The sequence below is a fragment of the Erwinia sp. LJJL01 genome (assembly GCF_047300805.2).
Taxonomy (GTDB): domain Bacteria; phylum Pseudomonadota; class Gammaproteobacteria; order Enterobacterales; family Enterobacteriaceae; genus Erwinia; species Erwinia aphidicola.
Window position 1 is genome coordinate 4,317,649 of sequence record NZ_CP178576.1, and the last position, 15,199, is coordinate 4,332,847.

13 protein-coding genes are annotated in these 15,199 nt (G+C 57.8%); 3 read left to right on the forward strand and 10 right to left on the reverse strand.

Annotated elements, in window-relative coordinates; all coding sequences use genetic code 11:
* Window positions 1-252: 252 nt before the first annotated feature.
* Window positions 253-732, reverse strand: coding sequence for a GNAT family N-acetyltransferase (locus ACLI4M_RS21185; protein WP_133623595.1), 480 nt, complete (start codon window positions 730-732; stop codon window positions 253-255).
* 87 nt (window positions 733-819) lie between these two features.
* Entirely contained in the window at window positions 820-2,142 is a 1,323-nt protein-coding gene (locus tag ACLI4M_RS21190) for an LLM class flavin-dependent oxidoreductase (protein WP_133623594.1), read from the reverse strand.
* Between the two features lie 200 nt (window positions 2,143-2,342).
* On the opposite strand from ACLI4M_RS21190, the gene ACLI4M_RS21195 reads away from it, so the two are divergent.
* Window positions 2,343-3,260, forward strand: a complete 918-nt coding sequence (locus ACLI4M_RS21195; RefSeq protein ID WP_133623593.1) for a bestrophin family ion channel — start codon at window positions 2,343-2,345, stop codon at window positions 3,258-3,260.
* A 355-nt stretch (window positions 3,261-3,615) separates the two neighbouring features.
* Here ACLI4M_RS21195 and ACLI4M_RS21200 read toward each other — a convergent pair whose 3' ends face one another.
* The 4 genes from ACLI4M_RS21200 to ACLI4M_RS21215 form a co-directional block, all read right to left on the reverse strand.
* Window positions 3,616-4,173 (reverse strand): hypothetical protein, encoded by a 558-nt coding sequence (locus ACLI4M_RS21200; RefSeq protein ID WP_413449748.1) that lies wholly within the window; start codon window positions 4,171-4,173, stop codon window positions 3,616-3,618.
* Between the two features lie 115 nt (window positions 4,174-4,288).
* On the reverse strand, window positions 4,289-5,242 hold the full coding sequence (locus ACLI4M_RS21205; RefSeq protein ID WP_133623592.1) for a sensor domain-containing diguanylate cyclase: 954 nt from the start codon (window positions 5,240-5,242) through the stop codon (window positions 4,289-4,291).
* 229 nt (window positions 5,243-5,471) lie between these two features.
* The gene (fabV, locus tag ACLI4M_RS21210; protein ID WP_133623591.1) at window positions 5,472-6,671 is read right to left on the reverse strand and encodes an enoyl-ACP reductase FabV; all 1,200 of its coding nucleotides are present in this window, start codon (window positions 6,669-6,671) and stop codon (window positions 5,472-5,474) included.
* A gap of 147 nt (window positions 6,672-6,818) precedes the next feature.
* On the reverse strand, window positions 6,819-8,153 hold the full coding sequence (locus ACLI4M_RS21215) for a D-serine ammonia-lyase (protein WP_133625067.1): 1,335 nt from the start codon (window positions 8,151-8,153) through the stop codon (window positions 6,819-6,821).
* A gap of 405 nt (window positions 8,154-8,558) precedes the next feature.
* On the opposite strand from ACLI4M_RS21215, the gene ACLI4M_RS21220 reads away from it, so the two are divergent.
* A complete protein-coding gene (locus tag ACLI4M_RS21220) occupies window positions 8,559-9,833 on the forward strand; it encodes a Glu/Leu/Phe/Val family dehydrogenase (protein WP_048916069.1) in 1,275 nt (424 codons plus the stop codon).
* Between the two features lie 81 nt (window positions 9,834-9,914).
* Here ACLI4M_RS21220 and ACLI4M_RS21225 read toward each other — a convergent pair whose 3' ends face one another.
* The 3 genes from ACLI4M_RS21225 to ACLI4M_RS21235 all read right to left on the reverse strand — a co-directional run bounded on the left by ACLI4M_RS21225 (window position 9,915) and on the right by ACLI4M_RS21235 (window position 11,586).
* Window positions 9,915-10,340, reverse strand: coding sequence for a hypothetical protein (locus ACLI4M_RS21225; protein ID WP_133623590.1), 426 nt, complete (start codon window positions 10,338-10,340; stop codon window positions 9,915-9,917).
* 48 nt (window positions 10,341-10,388) lie between these two features.
* Window positions 10,389-10,835 (reverse strand): DUF441 domain-containing protein, encoded by a 447-nt coding sequence (locus tag ACLI4M_RS21230; RefSeq protein ID WP_048916071.1) that lies wholly within the window; start codon window positions 10,833-10,835, stop codon window positions 10,389-10,391.
* A gap of 118 nt (window positions 10,836-10,953) precedes the next feature.
* The gene (locus ACLI4M_RS21235) at window positions 10,954-11,586 is read right to left on the reverse strand and encodes a hypothetical protein (RefSeq protein WP_133623589.1); all 633 of its coding nucleotides are present in this window, start codon (window positions 11,584-11,586) and stop codon (window positions 10,954-10,956) included.
* Window positions 11,587-11,839: 253 nt separating this feature from the next.
* Between ACLI4M_RS21235 and hpxO the strand changes: the two genes are divergently transcribed.
* On the forward strand, window positions 11,840-12,997 hold the full coding sequence (hpxO, locus tag ACLI4M_RS21240) for an FAD-dependent urate hydroxylase HpxO (RefSeq protein WP_133623588.1): 1,158 nt from the start codon (window positions 11,840-11,842) through the stop codon (window positions 12,995-12,997).
* Window positions 12,998-13,054: 57 nt separating this feature from the next.
* Here the strand turns inward: hpxO and dcp are convergent, their stop codons facing one another.
* Window positions 13,055-15,193: a peptidyl-dipeptidase Dcp gene (gene dcp / locus ACLI4M_RS21245; protein WP_133623587.1), complete on the reverse strand. Its 2,139-nt coding sequence runs from the start codon at window positions 15,191-15,193 to the stop codon at window positions 13,055-13,057.
* Between the last annotated feature and the right edge of the window lie 6 nt (window positions 15,194-15,199).

A 15,199-nucleotide genomic window follows, 5' to 3' on the forward strand; every position in this document is an offset into this window, starting at 1 on the left:
ATACCTGATTTAATTATTGGTATTTGCTCAACAGTGCTTTCCGATGAAACAGGTTAATGGCCCCGAAAATGCGATGCGCGGGGCAAGTCGTTCTTTTATAATTTGCGACATCATATACAGACGATAATAATTATCAATACACTAATTGAATAATTTACATTAACCTGCGGAACTTTCTGCTAAAGCCGCCCTCATGGCATAAAAAAACCGCTGTTCCTTGCGGCGCAGCGGCTTAGACGTGACTCCGTCCTCTCAGGATTCAGCGAAATCCGTCAGCACCTTGCCTTCCATGCGGTAGCGCACCCACTCATTCTGCGGAACCGCGCCGAGGCTTTTGTAGAAGTCGATGGCAGGCTGGTTCCAGTCGAGCACGCTCCACTCCAGGCGACCGCAATTGCGCGCGACCGCCAGCTGGGCGATATGGCGCAGCAGGGTTTTACCGGCTTTATGGCCGCGAAAACGCGGGGAGACGTAGAGATCTTCAAGATAAATACCGTTTTTGCCCAGCCAGGTAGAGTAGCTGGTAAAGAACACCGCGTAGCCCGCCGCCTCACCGTCGATTTCGCAGATTAGCGCTTCTGATTTGCTCTCCGCAGCGAACAGCGACTCTTCGATGTCCTGCTGGCTGGCGACCACTTCATGTAGCGCTTTCTCATATTCGGCCAGCTCGGCGATCATCGCGAGGATCAGTTTAGCGTCCGGGCGTTCGGCGCGGCGGATAACGATATTCATTGTATTTCTCTGAGGTTAGGGCGTGGATAACGCTTAGCATAACCGCTAAGCGCGGGTGAATGAAGGGAAAGCTTATGCCGCTATGCGTCACGCAGCGTGATGAGTCTGACGATTGTGGTGGTCGCGCCTGGCGATGCCCAGCCTTTCGCGCAGCGTGCGGCTGTCGTCCTGATGCCAGTAACCGCGGGCTTCGAGGATCGGCAGCACGTAGCGCACCACGTCTTCCAGCGCTTCGTTCAGCACCGGGCCGCAGATGATAAATCCGCTGGCGCCACCCTGCTCAACCCAGCGGATAAAGGTGTCGGCCACCTGCTCTGGCGTGCCAAAAAACTCGCCTTTTGGCAGCGTGGTGCGCAGCGCAACCTCGCGCAGCGTTAACTTTTCTTCTGCCGCCAGTCGTTTGATCTGATCGGTGGTGGAACGGAAGCTGTTCTCGCCCAGGCTACCCAGCTGCGGGAAAGGCGCATCCGGATCATACTGGCTGAAGTCGTGATGGTCAAAGAAGCGCCCAAGGTAGTTCAGCGCCTGCTCCAGCGTCAGCAGGGAGAGCAGATACTGATATTTCTCCTCGGCTTCCTGTTCCGTGGCGCCAATAATCGGGCTGATGCCGGGAAAAATTCCCACCGCGTCACGCCCCTGCTGCGCCACCTGTTCACGCAGGCTGGCGGCGTAACCTTCGGCTTCCTCCAGCGTGCGCGCGTTGGTAAACACCGCGTCAGCCGTCGCCGCCGCCAGGCGAATACCGGACTCAGAGGCGCCCGCCTGGAAGATCACCGGCTGCCCCTGCGGGGAGCGCTGAATATTAAGCGGCCCTTCAACCGAGAAGTGGTCGCCCTGATGATTCAGCTTGTGCAGCTTGCTGGCGTCAAAAAACTCGCCGCTCTGCTTGTCACGGATAAATGCATCCTCTTCCCAGCTGTTCCACAGCCCCTGCACCACCTCAATATATTCACGCGCTATCTGGTAACGCTGGCCGTGCTCCGGGTGTGTTTTACCAAAGTTGCGCGCCGAGCCTTCCAGCGGCGAGGTCACCACGTTCCAGCCTGCGCGCCCGTGGCTGAGCAGGTCGAGCGTTGCCAGCTGGCGTGCGACGGTAAACGGATCGCTGTAGGAGGTGGAGATGGTCCCGGCCAGCCCGATGCGTTCGGTGACCGAGGCCAGGGAGGAGAGCAGCGCCACCGGCTCGAAACGGTTAAGGAAGTGCGGCAGCGATTTTTCATTGATGTGCAGCCCGTCGGCGACAAACAGGAAGTCCAGCCCGGCATCCTCCGCCTGGCGTGCCAGCTGGTGATACCAGCTAACGTTGACGCTGGCATCGGCCGGGACACGATGATGGCGCCACGCATTCATAAAACCACCGGCGCCCTGCAGCATCAGACCAAGTTTGATCCGTTGTGGATTCTGGCTCATTTTACTACTCCCTCGTCATAAGATATGACGCCAGATTTTCATAAATCCGCGACGGAATTAAATATCAATATCCCCTTTGTAATGCCGCATTACGGCAAACTGCCGGGCGGTGAGGGTTTTACCCGCACCAGCAGCGGAGTATGATGTCGCGCTTTGGTTAATATGATGTTCTCTTTTGCTGACTTCAGGATCCTGCCGCCATGATTGTTCGCCCGCATCAGCACTGGTTTCCGCGCCTGTTCTCATGGCACGGCGCGGTGCTGCAAAAAATTCTGTTTCGCCTGAGCCTCAATCTGATGATGGCGATATTCGCGGTGATCTGCTTTCAGTGGTATGAAACGCTGGGGGTGAAGCTGACCACCGCGCCGTTCAGCCTGCTGGGGGTGGCGATTGCTATCTTTCTTGGCTTTCGCAATAGCGCCAGCTATGCGCGCTTTGTTGAGGCGCGAACCCTCTGGGGGGCGCTGCTGATTACCCAGCGTTCGCTGCTGCGCCAGGCGAAAGGCGCGCTGCGCAGCGACCCGGCGGCAGTGAGCGAATTCAGCGCGCTGCTGAAGGCCTTTAGCTGGAGCCTGAAGCATCAGCTGCGCAGCACCGATGCCAGCGATGATATCCGCCGCCTGGCCCCGGAAAAGTGGCGGGAAGAGGTGCTGGCCAGCCCGTTCAGGACCGGCCGCCTGCTGTTGTGCATGGGCGCGTGGCTGGCGGACCAGCGCGAAAAAGGGCTGATTAGCGACCTGCTGTATAACGGCATGGATAATAATCTGAATGAGCTGTCGCATATTCTTGGCGGCTGCGAGCGCATCAGCACCACGCCGATCCCGTTTGCCTACAGCCTGATTGTGCATCGCACGGTGTACCTGTTCTGCACCCTGCTGCCGTTCGCGCTGGTGGCAGACCTGCACTACATGACGCCGCTGGTCTCGGTGTTTATCTCTTATACCTTTTTGTCGCTGGAATCGCTGGCGGAAGAGCTGGAAGACCCCTTTGGCACCTCCGCTAACGACCTGCCGCTGAATGCCATCTGTAACCACATCGAACGCACCCTGTGCGAGATGGATAACCAGCACCCGCTGCCGGAGAAGCTGCTGCCGGACGCGCGATATAATTTGATGTGATTGAATTGCTGTTGCGATAGCAGTTTAGGGCCGACCGCGGTTTGGTCGACCCGATCGATTTCTCAGTGCTCATCAAGAAAAGCGTTAGCTGCACAAGTGTGCCAGGGGTCAGGCTGATTACGTATATGCTCTCACCCGCCTGTAAAAAGGCCGACCGGAAAAGAAGGTCGGCCACTACGCGTGACGGGCTACGCTTGTCGGCAGCGCGATGACGTTGGATTTTTAGAGGCACTAACGGATGCTGGCAATCAGGACTAGCCGGATTACCCGGCCGATGTAGGGGTCGGGCATGCCCGACCCGCTGGGAGGGCTCCAGCCTAAAGGGATCTAACGACGGCGAGCCCTGAAATCATCCTTACTTCCCGAGAATGCTGTTCACCGCGGCGGCATGGCCGGTTTTGTCGCTGGCGCCGGAAAGCACCTGGATAACCACAAACTTGTTATCGGCGGTGGAGAGCAGCGTCGCCTGCTGCACGCCTTTGCCATCCATCTTGTCAGTGGCTTCAATGTGATAAACGTCCAGCCCTTTGACCTTCTCGGTCTTCTCGCTGATCACCTTATAATCCGGCGATGCCTGCTTCTGTTTATCCTTAATCGACTTCATACCGTTGAGGAAGTCCGCATCGGTGCCGCCTCGCGCCACAACGGGGACATTGTCCTCACCGAGGATAATCACGCGCTTTTCCGCCTGGCTGACGTACATCTTGCCCGGTGCGCCACCCGGCATTGGCTGCTGCTGATAACCTTTCAGGTCAAAAGTTAAGTCGCCGTTCAACAGCGAGACTTTCTGCGTGGCGGGTGCCGCTGCCGCAGGAGTAGTGACTTCCGCTGCGCCTGCCGCTGTCGCCGTACCAGAGAGGGCCAGCACCAGAGATAATGAACCTGCTAATTTAGATAATTTAATAGATTTCATTCGAGCATCCTTCTTCTGAATTGGCTTTCAGTATAGTGAGCCGCTCAAGCCCCCTGCCATGAGAAAGTTCCTTAACTGCCGAAAACGATAATGATTAATAAGGATATTTGGCCAGTCACTCTATTGCAGCCAAACCAAAGCCCTGCTTGCCATTACGCTTTACGTTGTACATCGCTTCATCGGCGCGCATCAGCGCCGCGCCAAAATCATCAGATTCCTTCACCTCAGCAATACCGACCGATGCGCCAATCTGCGCCAGGCCGTTATCGAGCTCGAACGGCGTCAGCGCCGCATCCAGCACGGCCTGCGCCGCAATGCGTACTTTGGGATAACCGATCAGGTAAGGCAGCAGCAGCACAAACTCATCGCCGCCGATCCGGCTAATCACCACGGCGGGCGGCACCGCGTCACGCATACGCTGGCTGAGCTGGATCAGCACCTCATCACCGCTGCGGTGGCCGAGCGTGTCATTAACGTGCTTAAAGTTGTCGAGGTCGATATAGGCAAGGCACAGCGGACCCTGCGTTTTCATCTGGCTGAAATGGTGTTGCAGCGCGTGGCGGTTGGTAAGGCCGGTTAGCGGATCGTGATGCGCCAGCGCCGAGAGCTGGGCTTCGTACTGCTTCTCTTTGGTCATATCAATATGAGTACCGGTCACCTTCAGCGCGTTACCCTGCTCGTCCCATTCGCTGACGCGCCCGCGGTCCAGCACCCAGGTGATCTTACCGTTCTTGGCGATCATCCGGTGCAGCGCCTCATAATAGGGTGCGCGCCCCTCGATATGGTCATAAAACGCCTTCAGCACTTCCTGCGCATCCTCCGGGTGCAGATGTTCGCGCCACACGGCAAATTGCGCACTCAGCTCCTTCGGCTGGAAGCCCAGCATTGACCCCCAGCGGCGGTTGAAGATCACCAGCTTGCCGCTGGGGATATCCAGCTGCCACAGACACAGCCCGGTGCCGTCCAGCGCCGCATTCAGCTTATGGCGGGCGTCATGGGCAATACGCTTCAGGCGCGCATTGTGTTTTTTCAGGTTGTGGATTTGCTGGTGGAGCGCTTCGTCGGACATGGTTCACGCAAAGAGTGAAAATAAGCGCTATTTTGCCTGCGCGTATTTTTCTGTAAATGACTGAATTGAAAAGCCGATCTTTGGTGGGGAATTTCAGGGAAGGAAGGGTTTTTGGCGGTATAGCAGGGCAATATCAGCTGGGAGCGCTGTTTTACCGGGTTGGATGCTGAGGGCTGGTCAATAGCTGGCGGCGCGATACCCTGCGCCGCCGGGCTTAACGTGGTCAGAATTACATCTGCACCAGGTTCTTAATTTTTACGTCCGGATTAACATCCGCTTCGTAATCCACGCCGTCCAGACCAAAGCCGAACAGATGCATGAACTCGGTTTTGTAACCGATGAAGTCAGTCAGCTGGTTCAGGTTTTCGTCAGTGACGGTTGGCCACAGTGCGGAAACCTCGTCCTGAACTTCAGGCTGCAGCTCTTTATAATCGGCACGCAGGCGGCCGGTGTCATCGAGGATCGGCGAAGCACTATACAGGCTGTCTTTAAACAGGCCGTAGACCTGCTCGATGCAGCCTTCGTGGGTGCCTTTCTCTTTCATCACTTTGAACAGCAGTGAAAGATAAAGCGGCATTACCGGGATAGCCGAACTGGCCTGGGTCACTACCGCTTTCAGTACGGAAACGCGTGCGTCGCCCTTACCGTGCGCGGCCAGCTTGTCGCGAATGGAAAGAACGCGTTTATCGAGATCTTTCTTCGCTTCACCAATTGAGCCGTTCCAGTAGATATCATGGGTGATCTGCTCGCCCAGATAGGTGAAGGCAGTAGTTTTAGCGCCGTCGGCCAGCACACCCGCTTCCATCAGCGCGTCGATCCACATCTGCCAGTCTTCACCACCCATAACCGCGACGGTGCCTTCGATCTCTTCCTGAGAAGCCGGTTCCAGGGAGACGTCGGTGATGGTTTCTTTATCGGTGTTCAGCCCACGGGTCACCAACGGCTTGCCGATTGGCTTCAGGGTAGAGTTAAACACTTCACCGGTGGTTGGGTGGGTACGGCGTGGCGCGGCCAGGCTGTAAACCACCAGGTCAACCTGACCCAGATCCTGCTTAATCATCTCAATGGTTTTCTGTTTCACCGCGTCGGAGTAGGCGTCACCGTTGATGCTTTTGGCATACAGGCCTTTCTCCTCGGCAAACTCTTCGAACGCCGCAGAGTTGTACCAGCCTGCGGTGGCGGTTTTATTCTCTTCGCCGGCACGTTCAAAGAACACGCCCAGCGTATCTGCACCGCAGCCAAACGCCGCAGAGATACGCGCCGCCAGGCCGTAACCCGTCGAGGCGCCAATCACCAGAACTTTTTTCGGGCCGGAAGCGATCTCGCCCTGTTGGGTGACGTATTCGATCTGTTTTTTGACGTTAGCTTTGCAACCCGCCGGATGGGCAGTAATACAGATGAAGCCACGGATGCGTGGTTTAATAATCATATTGACCTCAGTTTATGAAACTTTTTCATTAACTTTTTCATTAACTTTCTCATGAAATAAGGGCGTCAGAATAGCGCGTAAAGCGGTTCAGGCAAAGTGCGGAAGCGCCGATCTGCCGCTTCGGCTTACTCTGTAAGCGCCAGTTGCTTACGGATTAAGCGCTTTTAGTGCACTGGCCTGATACTGCGCCATCTCCGCAGGCGGCACCATGCCGCCGCCGGTCGCCCAGACTAAGTGCGTCGCACCGGCCAGCGCCGCTGCACTGATGCCCTGCTGAGCCAGCTTTTCAGGCTGCGCGCTGATACGCCACGGCCCTGCCATTCCCGCCAGCGCCGACGGTTCCAGCGCCAGCTGTTCATGCTGATACAGCAGCCCGAGCAGCGCGTACATTTCTTCATCACTGAGAGTATAAAAGGCGCTCAGCAATCGCTCCATTGCGCGGCCGACAAAACCGGAGGCGCGCCCGACCGCCAGACCGTCCGCTGCGGTACGGTTGTCGATTCCCAGATCCTGTACCGCGATCTCATCATGCAGGCCAGTGTGTACGCCCAGCAGCATGCACGGAGAGTGCGTCGGCTCGGCAAAGATGCAGTGAACGCTGTCGCCAAAGGCCAGCTTAAGGCCAAACGCCACGCCGCCGGGGCCACCGCCGACGCCGCACGGCAGATAGACCAGCAGCGGATGCTGTGCATCAACCCGGATATTTTCCGCAGCAAACTGCTGCTTCAGCCGCTCCCCGGCCACCGCATAGCCAAGAAACAGGTTGTGGGAATTCTCGTCGTCGATAAAGAAACAGTGCGGGTCGGACTCGGCCTGACGGCGCCCTTCCGCCACCGCCACGCCGTAATCCTGCTGATACTCCACCACCTTTACGCCGTGCTCGCGCAGCTTCTGCTTTTTCCACGCGCGCGCATCCGCCGACATGTGGACCGTGACATCAAAACCGAGGCTGGCACTCATAATCCCGATCGACAGGCCAAGATTTCCGGTCGAGCCGACGGCAATACGCCGCTGGCTGAAAAACTGGCGCAGCGGCGCGGAGGCAAGGCAGGCATAGTTATCCGTCTCCTTCAGCAGCCCGGCATTGATTGCCAGCTTTTCCGCATGCGCCAGCACTTCATAGATGCCGCCGCGGGCCTTAATCGAGCCCGATACCGGCAGGTGGCTATCTTTCTTTAACCACAAACTGCCGGGCAGCGCGTGCTGATAGCGTGCATCAAGCACCGGTTGTAAGCGGGTCAGCGGGCAAATTTCCGACTCAATGATGCCGTTGCTGGCGCGCGTTTCCGGGAATACCTGCATCAGGTAAGGGGCAAAACGCGCCAGCCGGGCGCTGGCGTCCACCACCTGTTCACGCGTCAGGCCGACGTGCGCATAGCCCTGTGCCAGCGTCGTGGCTTTAGGGTTGAACCAGGTAACCGGTTGTAAGGCACACAGCTGATTAACCAGTGGAAAATTCTGCCTGACCTGTTCTGCATCCATTAACATGGTGACTTCTCCTGTGGTGGTGGGGTGATGGCCGATTTATGCTTAAACAATGGGAAAAACAGTCATTACCGCCAAAGTTTGATCGCATTCAAATTTCTGAAAAATATAAAGAAAAAACCAGATATGCAGTTTATCTGCATAACTACCGCCTGCCAACTGTCGGTCTGTAAAGTCAGCGCAGGTTTACCCGCTAACTATGCAGTTAGTCATGCTGGATTGTGCTTAAAACACAGGATTTCACATTTATTTAAAAACTTTGAAACCTTTTTTTGATGTTAAATTAGCGGCGACTTAGTGAGATTCACTGAGTCATCCACGGTATGACAGTATTTATAACTAAGAGCTCCCCGCACGGCATTTGCCCCTGACGGACAGGCTCTACACATATGAAGGTTTGTTATGGAAAAGCTCTCTTACGTTTCTGAAGGCAGCAAGACGGCCTGGTCAACCTATCTGCAGCAGATCGATCGCGTCGCGCCGTATCTCGGCGACCTGTCGCGCTGGGTGGATACCCTGCGTCATCCGAAACGTGCACTGATTGTAGACATTCCGCTGCAAATGGACGACGGCAGCATCCGCCACTTCGAAGGCTTCCGCGTGCAGCACAACCTGTCGCGCGGCCCGGGTAAAGGCGGTATTCGTTACCATCCTAATGTGGATCTTAATGAAGTCATGGCGCTTTCTGCGTGGATGACGATCAAATGTGCGGCGGTTAACCTGCCGTATGGCGGCGCCAAGGGCGGGATCCGCGTTGACCCCTTTGCGCTGTCGGAAGGCGAGCTCGAGCGCCTGACGCGCCGCTACACCAGCGAAATTGGCCTGATCATCGGCCCGCAAAAAGATATTCCTGCGCCGGACGTTGGCACCAACGCCAAAGTGATGGCGTGGATGATGGACACCTATTCAATGAATCACGGCACCACCATCACGGGCGTGGTGACCGGTAAGCCTATCCACCTTGGTGGTTCACTGGGGCGCGAAAAAGCCACCGGGCGCGGCGTATTTATTACCGGCCGTGAAGTGGCACGCCGCAGCGGCATTGAAATTGAAGGTGCGCGAGTTGCCGTGCAGGGCTTTGGTAACGTCGGTAGCGAAGCAGCGCGCCTGTTTAACGATGCCGGGGCGCGCGTGGTAGCGATTCAGGACCACAGCGCCACGCTGTTCAACGCGGCAGGCATCGACCTGGTCGCGCTGAGCGAGTGGCAGGCAGCCAATAAAAAGATTGCCGGATTCAGCGGCGCAGACGTTATCAGCGATGAGGCATTCTGGGACGTGGAAATGGAGATTCTGATCCCTGCCGCGCTGGAAGGTCAGATCACCCGTCAGCGCGCGGAAAAACTGCACTGCCGCATCGTGCTGGAAGGCGCAAACGGCCCAACCTTCCCGGAAGCCGATGACGTGCTGGCCTCACGCGGTATTACCGTCGTGCCGGACGTCGTGTGTAACGCCGGGGGCGTAACCGTCAGCTACTTTGAGTGGGTGCAGGATATGGCCAGCTTCTTCTGGAGCGAGGACGAAATTAATGAGCGCATGGATAAGCTTATGACCGAAGCGATGGTCCACGTCTGGGATAAAGCGCGTGAGAAGACGTGCAGCCTGCGCACCGCAGCCTATATCGTGGCGTGCGAGCGCATCCTGATGGCACGTAAGGATCGCGGGATCTATCCGGGTTAAGCGCAATATAGCCCCTCAAAAACCGTATTGATGTAGGGTTGGCTCGAAGAATGGCAGGCTCCTTTAGGAACCTGCCTTTTTTTAGATCTTTTCCGCCCGGGCGTCCGCTTCGGCCTGCTGGTAACGCTGCTTAAATGCCTCGTTCTCTTCGACCAGGCGCAATGCCGCCTCGATCAGTTCATTCTGCACCAGCGTATCGGCACCGTCGCTGGTGGCCCAGTGAATGTACATCACGCACAGAGCCGCAACCTGCAGCTGCTCGCCCTCTTCATTGCTGCCGTCAAACTGATATTCGGCCCGCGACCAGCGGTAAATATCGCCGACAAAGGGCATATCACCACTTTCATCGAGGGACGGTAAGGTGGCGAACAGTTCCAGCATCTCCGGGGTGGCGACGTAGTTCTGGCGGCCAACGGCATCCAGCTGGCGTCCGTGGGCGCGGGCCTTATTGGCCTGTTTGGCTTTCAGTTTGGCGCGTTTATTACGTTTGTCCTGTTTGGTGCTCACGGCTTTTCTCTGTCAGTAAAAAATTGGGCGGCAGGATAACATATCTGGTCAGGATTTCCCGATCATCAGCGACACCAGCCCGGCGGCAATCAGCGGCCCGACCGGCACGCCGCGAAACAGCGAGACGCCGATAATGGTGCCGATCAGCAGCCCACCAACGACGGTAGGCTGGCTGCTCATCAGCTGCACGCCGCGCCCGCCAACCCAGGAAACAAAAATGCCCACCGCGATTGCCAGCAGCGATTTCCAGTTCAGGAAAGAGTGCATCAGCGTGGTGGATGGCAGCGAACCGCTGGCAATCGGCGCCATCACGCCAATGGTCAGGATGATGATCCCCACCGTGACGCCCTGCTTCTCAATCCACGGGAAGGTTTGCTGCAGCGGCGTCATGCGAATGGCAACCAGCACCAGCAGCGCAATGGTGACGGTGAGGTTGTGGCTGAAGTAGCTCAGGGCGGCAAGGAACAGCAGAATAGCGAGGGTCAAATCGAACATTTTTTACCTGATAACAGTTTCGCAACAAAGTGGTGAGCACAGCATAAAGAATTTTTTCAGCAACTCACCCTTTTTTTTCCTTTACGCCGCCGGCGTGGCCCGCGCCCGCTTCAGGCAATCAGTGGCTGGCATCAATCGCGGCCTGCAGGCTGACCTGCGGACCACTCAGCACCGCCAGCGTACTGTTAATAAAGCGCTCCGCCCCGCTCATCGACGCCTGCGCCAGCACGATACAGCCCAGGGTGCATTCCGGACGTTGCTGAATATAGTGCGCAATTTCCTGATGATAGCCGTCAATGTCGCCCTGATTGAACCAGGCCCACGCGCGCGGGATCAGTTCGATCACCAGCCGTTCACCGGGAATAAAGGCGCTAAATAGCTGGGTGGTGGAGGCCAGCGTCGAGCTGGCGGTGCAGAGCACCAGTATCGTGCCGTGATAGCGCGAGGCGATTTTCGCCAGCGTGGCATCAATGCGCACCACCGGTTTGCTGAACGCGATCTCGTATGCTGCCACCCCAAGCGTGGTGCAGGTGACAATCACCGCATCCGCCTGCTGACACAGCTCTTCAATGGCCTGGCGCGTGGCGGCTGCGATCTCCGGGGTGACCTGCTGCTGCTCAATGGCTTGTTCAAAAAGTTCACTCTCCACCCGGTGCAGCAGCTGGACGTCTTCATAGCCGAGCGCGCCGAGCGCCTGCTCGAACACTTCTATATTACTTCTGGCCGCGTGCAGGCAGGCAATGATGGTCATGGCCGCATCTCCTTTAACGTTGAAATGCTACTGTGGCAAATATCACAAAAAATGCCAGTAAAAAGGGCCTCTCTGAGAACGAATGTTTCACCCGATAAGCACCGCCGTGGTGCACTGCACCGTATTTGTTCGCCACTATCCTGCAACCTTTGTTTCAACAACCGCATTGTTCGCCTGCTGGCGGCACTTTTTGTCTCATAAGAAACTGGTATGGAAATTGCTTTTATTTACTCATGACGCAAAGGAGAGACAGATGAAAGCAATTATCATAGGTGCCGGTATTGGCGGTATGTGTGCGGCGATTGCGCTGCGGCGCGGCGGCATTGAGTGCGAGGTGTTCGAGGCGGTGAAAGAGATCAAACCGGTAGGTGCGGCGATCTCAGTGTGGCCAAACGGAGTGAAATGCCTCAACTATCTGGGGATGAGAGAAGCCCTGCGCGCCATTGGCGGTCCGATGCAGATGATGGCCTACAAAGATGGGTACAGCGCGGAAACGCTGACCCGCTTCAGCCTTGACCCGCTGGTTAAGGATTCCGGCGAGCGCCCGTATCCGGTAGCGCGTGCCGAGCTTCAGGCGATGCTGTTGGATACCTGGGGGCGCGACTCTGTTCAGTTCGGCAAACGGGTGGTCAGCGTGGAAGAAAAAAGTGACGGTGTCACTGCTTACTTCGACGATGGCTCTGAAGCACACGGCGACCTGCTGATCGCCTGCGACGGCACCCACTCGGCGATCCGCCAGCACGTGCTGGGTTATGCCACCGAGCGCCGTTACGCGGGCTACGTAAACTGGAACGGCCTGGTGGAGATTGATGAATCACTGGCTCCGGGCGACCAGTGGACCACCTTTGTCGGTGAAGGCAAGCGCGTTTCGCTGATGCCGGTAGCGGGCAACCGCTTCTATTTCTTCTTCGACGTGCCGCTGCCAAAAGGGCTGGCGCAAGACCGCAGCACCCTGCGCGGCGATCTGAAGGGGTATTTCTCCGGCTGGGCCGCGCCGGTGCAGCAGCTGATCGAACGGCTGAACCCGGAAACCACTAACCGCGTGGAGATCCACGATATCGAACCTTTTGCGCAGCTGGTTAAAGGCCGGGTAGCGCTGCTGGGCGATGCGGCACACAGCACCACGCCGGATATCGGCCAGGGCGGCTGTGCGGCGATGGAGGATGCGGTAGTGCTGGCGATGATGCTGCACAGCAATTCGCTGGGCATTGAAGATGCGCTGCTGCGCTATCAGGACAAGCGCGCCGGGCGGGTAAAGGACCTGGTGCTGAAGGCGCGTAAGCGCTGTGATGTCACCCACGCCAAAGAGCCAGCGGTGACCGCAGAGTGGTACGCGGGGCTGCGCGAGGAGACTGGCGAGCGCATCCTGAACGGCATGTGCGAAACCATCCAGGGCGGTCCGCTGGCCTAGCCCGCGATTTGCCCCTGTAAGCAGGGCCGATCGAAACAGAAGATCGGCCCCTGGGCGTTATTCTTGCAAACCCCGGTTGCGCAGCATCGGTTCGATCTCCGGGTCACGCCCGCGCCAGTCGTGGTAGAGCTGCTTCAGATCTTCGCTGTTGCCGCGTGACAGCACTTTGTCACGGAAGCGCTGACCATTTTCCCGCGTCAGGCCGCCGTGCTCTTCAAACCACGCAAAGCCATCATCCGCCAGCATTTCGGTCCACAGATAGGCGTAATAACCGGCGGCGTAGCCGTTACCCCAGATATGCTGGAAGTAGCTGGAGCGATAGCGCGGCGGCACGGCGGCCAGGTTGATTTTCTCCTCGCTCAGCGCGTGCTGTTCAAACTCATCGGTTTTCTGCACTGGCTGGTCGGCATGCAGCCCGTGCCAGTGCTGATCGAGCAGCGCGGCGGCCAGCAGCTCGCTCATGTCATAGCCTTTGTTGAAGGTGCTGGCGCGCAGCATCTTATCGCGCAGCGCCGCTGGCATCGGCTCCCCGCTCTGGTAGTGGCGGGCGAAGTGGCTGAACACCTGCTGGTTGCTGGCCCAGTGCTCGTTAAACTGCGACGGGAACTCAACAAAATCACGCGGCGTCTCCGTGCCGGACAGGCTGGCGTAGCGCTGGTTGGCGAACATGCCGTGCAGCGCATGACCAAACTCGTGGAACATCGTAATCACATCATCCCACGACAGCAGCGCAGGCTGGCCGGGCGACGGCTTGCTGAAGTTCGCCACGTTGTAAATCACCGGTTTACTGCCCAGCAGCGTCGACTGCTCGACAAAGTTGCCCATCCACGCGCCGCCGCCTTTGTTATCACGCTTGAACCAGTCGGCGTAAAACAGCGCCAGCGGCGTGCCGTCTTTATCCAGCACTTCATACACTTTGACATCCGGGTGATAGACCGGCAGATCGGGGCGTGGCTTAAAGGTAATGCCGTACAGCTGAGTCGCGGCATAGAACACGCCGTTCTCCAGCACGTTGTTCAGCTCGAAGTAAGGTTTGATCTGCGCCTCGTCGAGGTCATATTTGGCGCGGCGCACCTGCTCTGCGTAGAACAGCCAGTCCCACGGCGCCAGGGTAAAACCGCCCTGCTGCTGGTCGATGACCGCCTGGATATCTGCCGCTTCACGCCCGGCGCGCGCGGTGGCTGCCGGGACAATCTGGCGCATAAAATCGAGCGCGGCCTGCGGGGTTTTCGCCATCTGATCCTGCAGCTTCCAGGCGGCATAGCTGTCGAAGCCCAGCAGTTTGGCCTGCTGCGCCCGCACCTGCGCCAGCCGGGCAATCAGCTCGCGCGTGTCGTTGGCGTCGCCTTTTTCGGCGCGCGTCCAGCTGGCCTGATACAGTTTTTCACGCGTCGCGCGCGCGCTCAGGGTTTGCAGGTCCGGCTGCTGGGTGGTGTTTTGCAGGGTCAGGAGCCACTGGTTGCTCAGCCCGCGCGCCTGGGCAGCATCGGCCGCTGCGGCAATTTCTCCGGCGCTCAGCCCGGCCAGCGGCTGCTCGCTGCTGAACAGGACGCCACCCGCTTTGGTGGCGGCCAGCAGGCGGTTGGTGAAGCGGGTGCTGAGCGTGGCAGACTCCTGATTCAGCGCTTTGAGCTGAGTTTTATCCGCGTCGGAAAGCTGCGCTCCGGCCAGTTCAAACGCCTGCCAGGTGACCTCTGTCAGCCGCAGCGACTCCGCATCCAGCTTCAGCTGCTGGCGCTGCTGATACACCGCGTCCAGCCTGGCGAACAGCTTGCCGTTGAGGTGAATATCGTCGTCGAGCGCCGCCAGTTTTGGCGACATCTCCTCATCCAGCGCCTGCAGTTCATCACTGGTATTGCCGGAGGTCATCGCGCTGAAAACGTTATACACGCGTGCCAGGCTCTGACCGCTCTGCTCCAGCGCCAGGTAAGTATTTTCAAAGGTCGGTGCGGCCGGGTTGTCGGCGATGCGGGCGATTTCGGCGCGCTTTTCCGCTATCGCCGCTTCCAGTGCCGGGCGATAATCGGCACTGTGGATCTTGTCGAAGGGCGGTGCCTGGAACGGCAATGTACTGGCCTTGCTGAACGGGTTATCTTGCTGTCTCTGCATCTGCTGATGTTCCTTTTGCGATTCTGCCGCCTGCACGCTGGCGGTGACTGCCATACTGATGGCCCAGACTAACGGTGCAATCCTCATAACTTT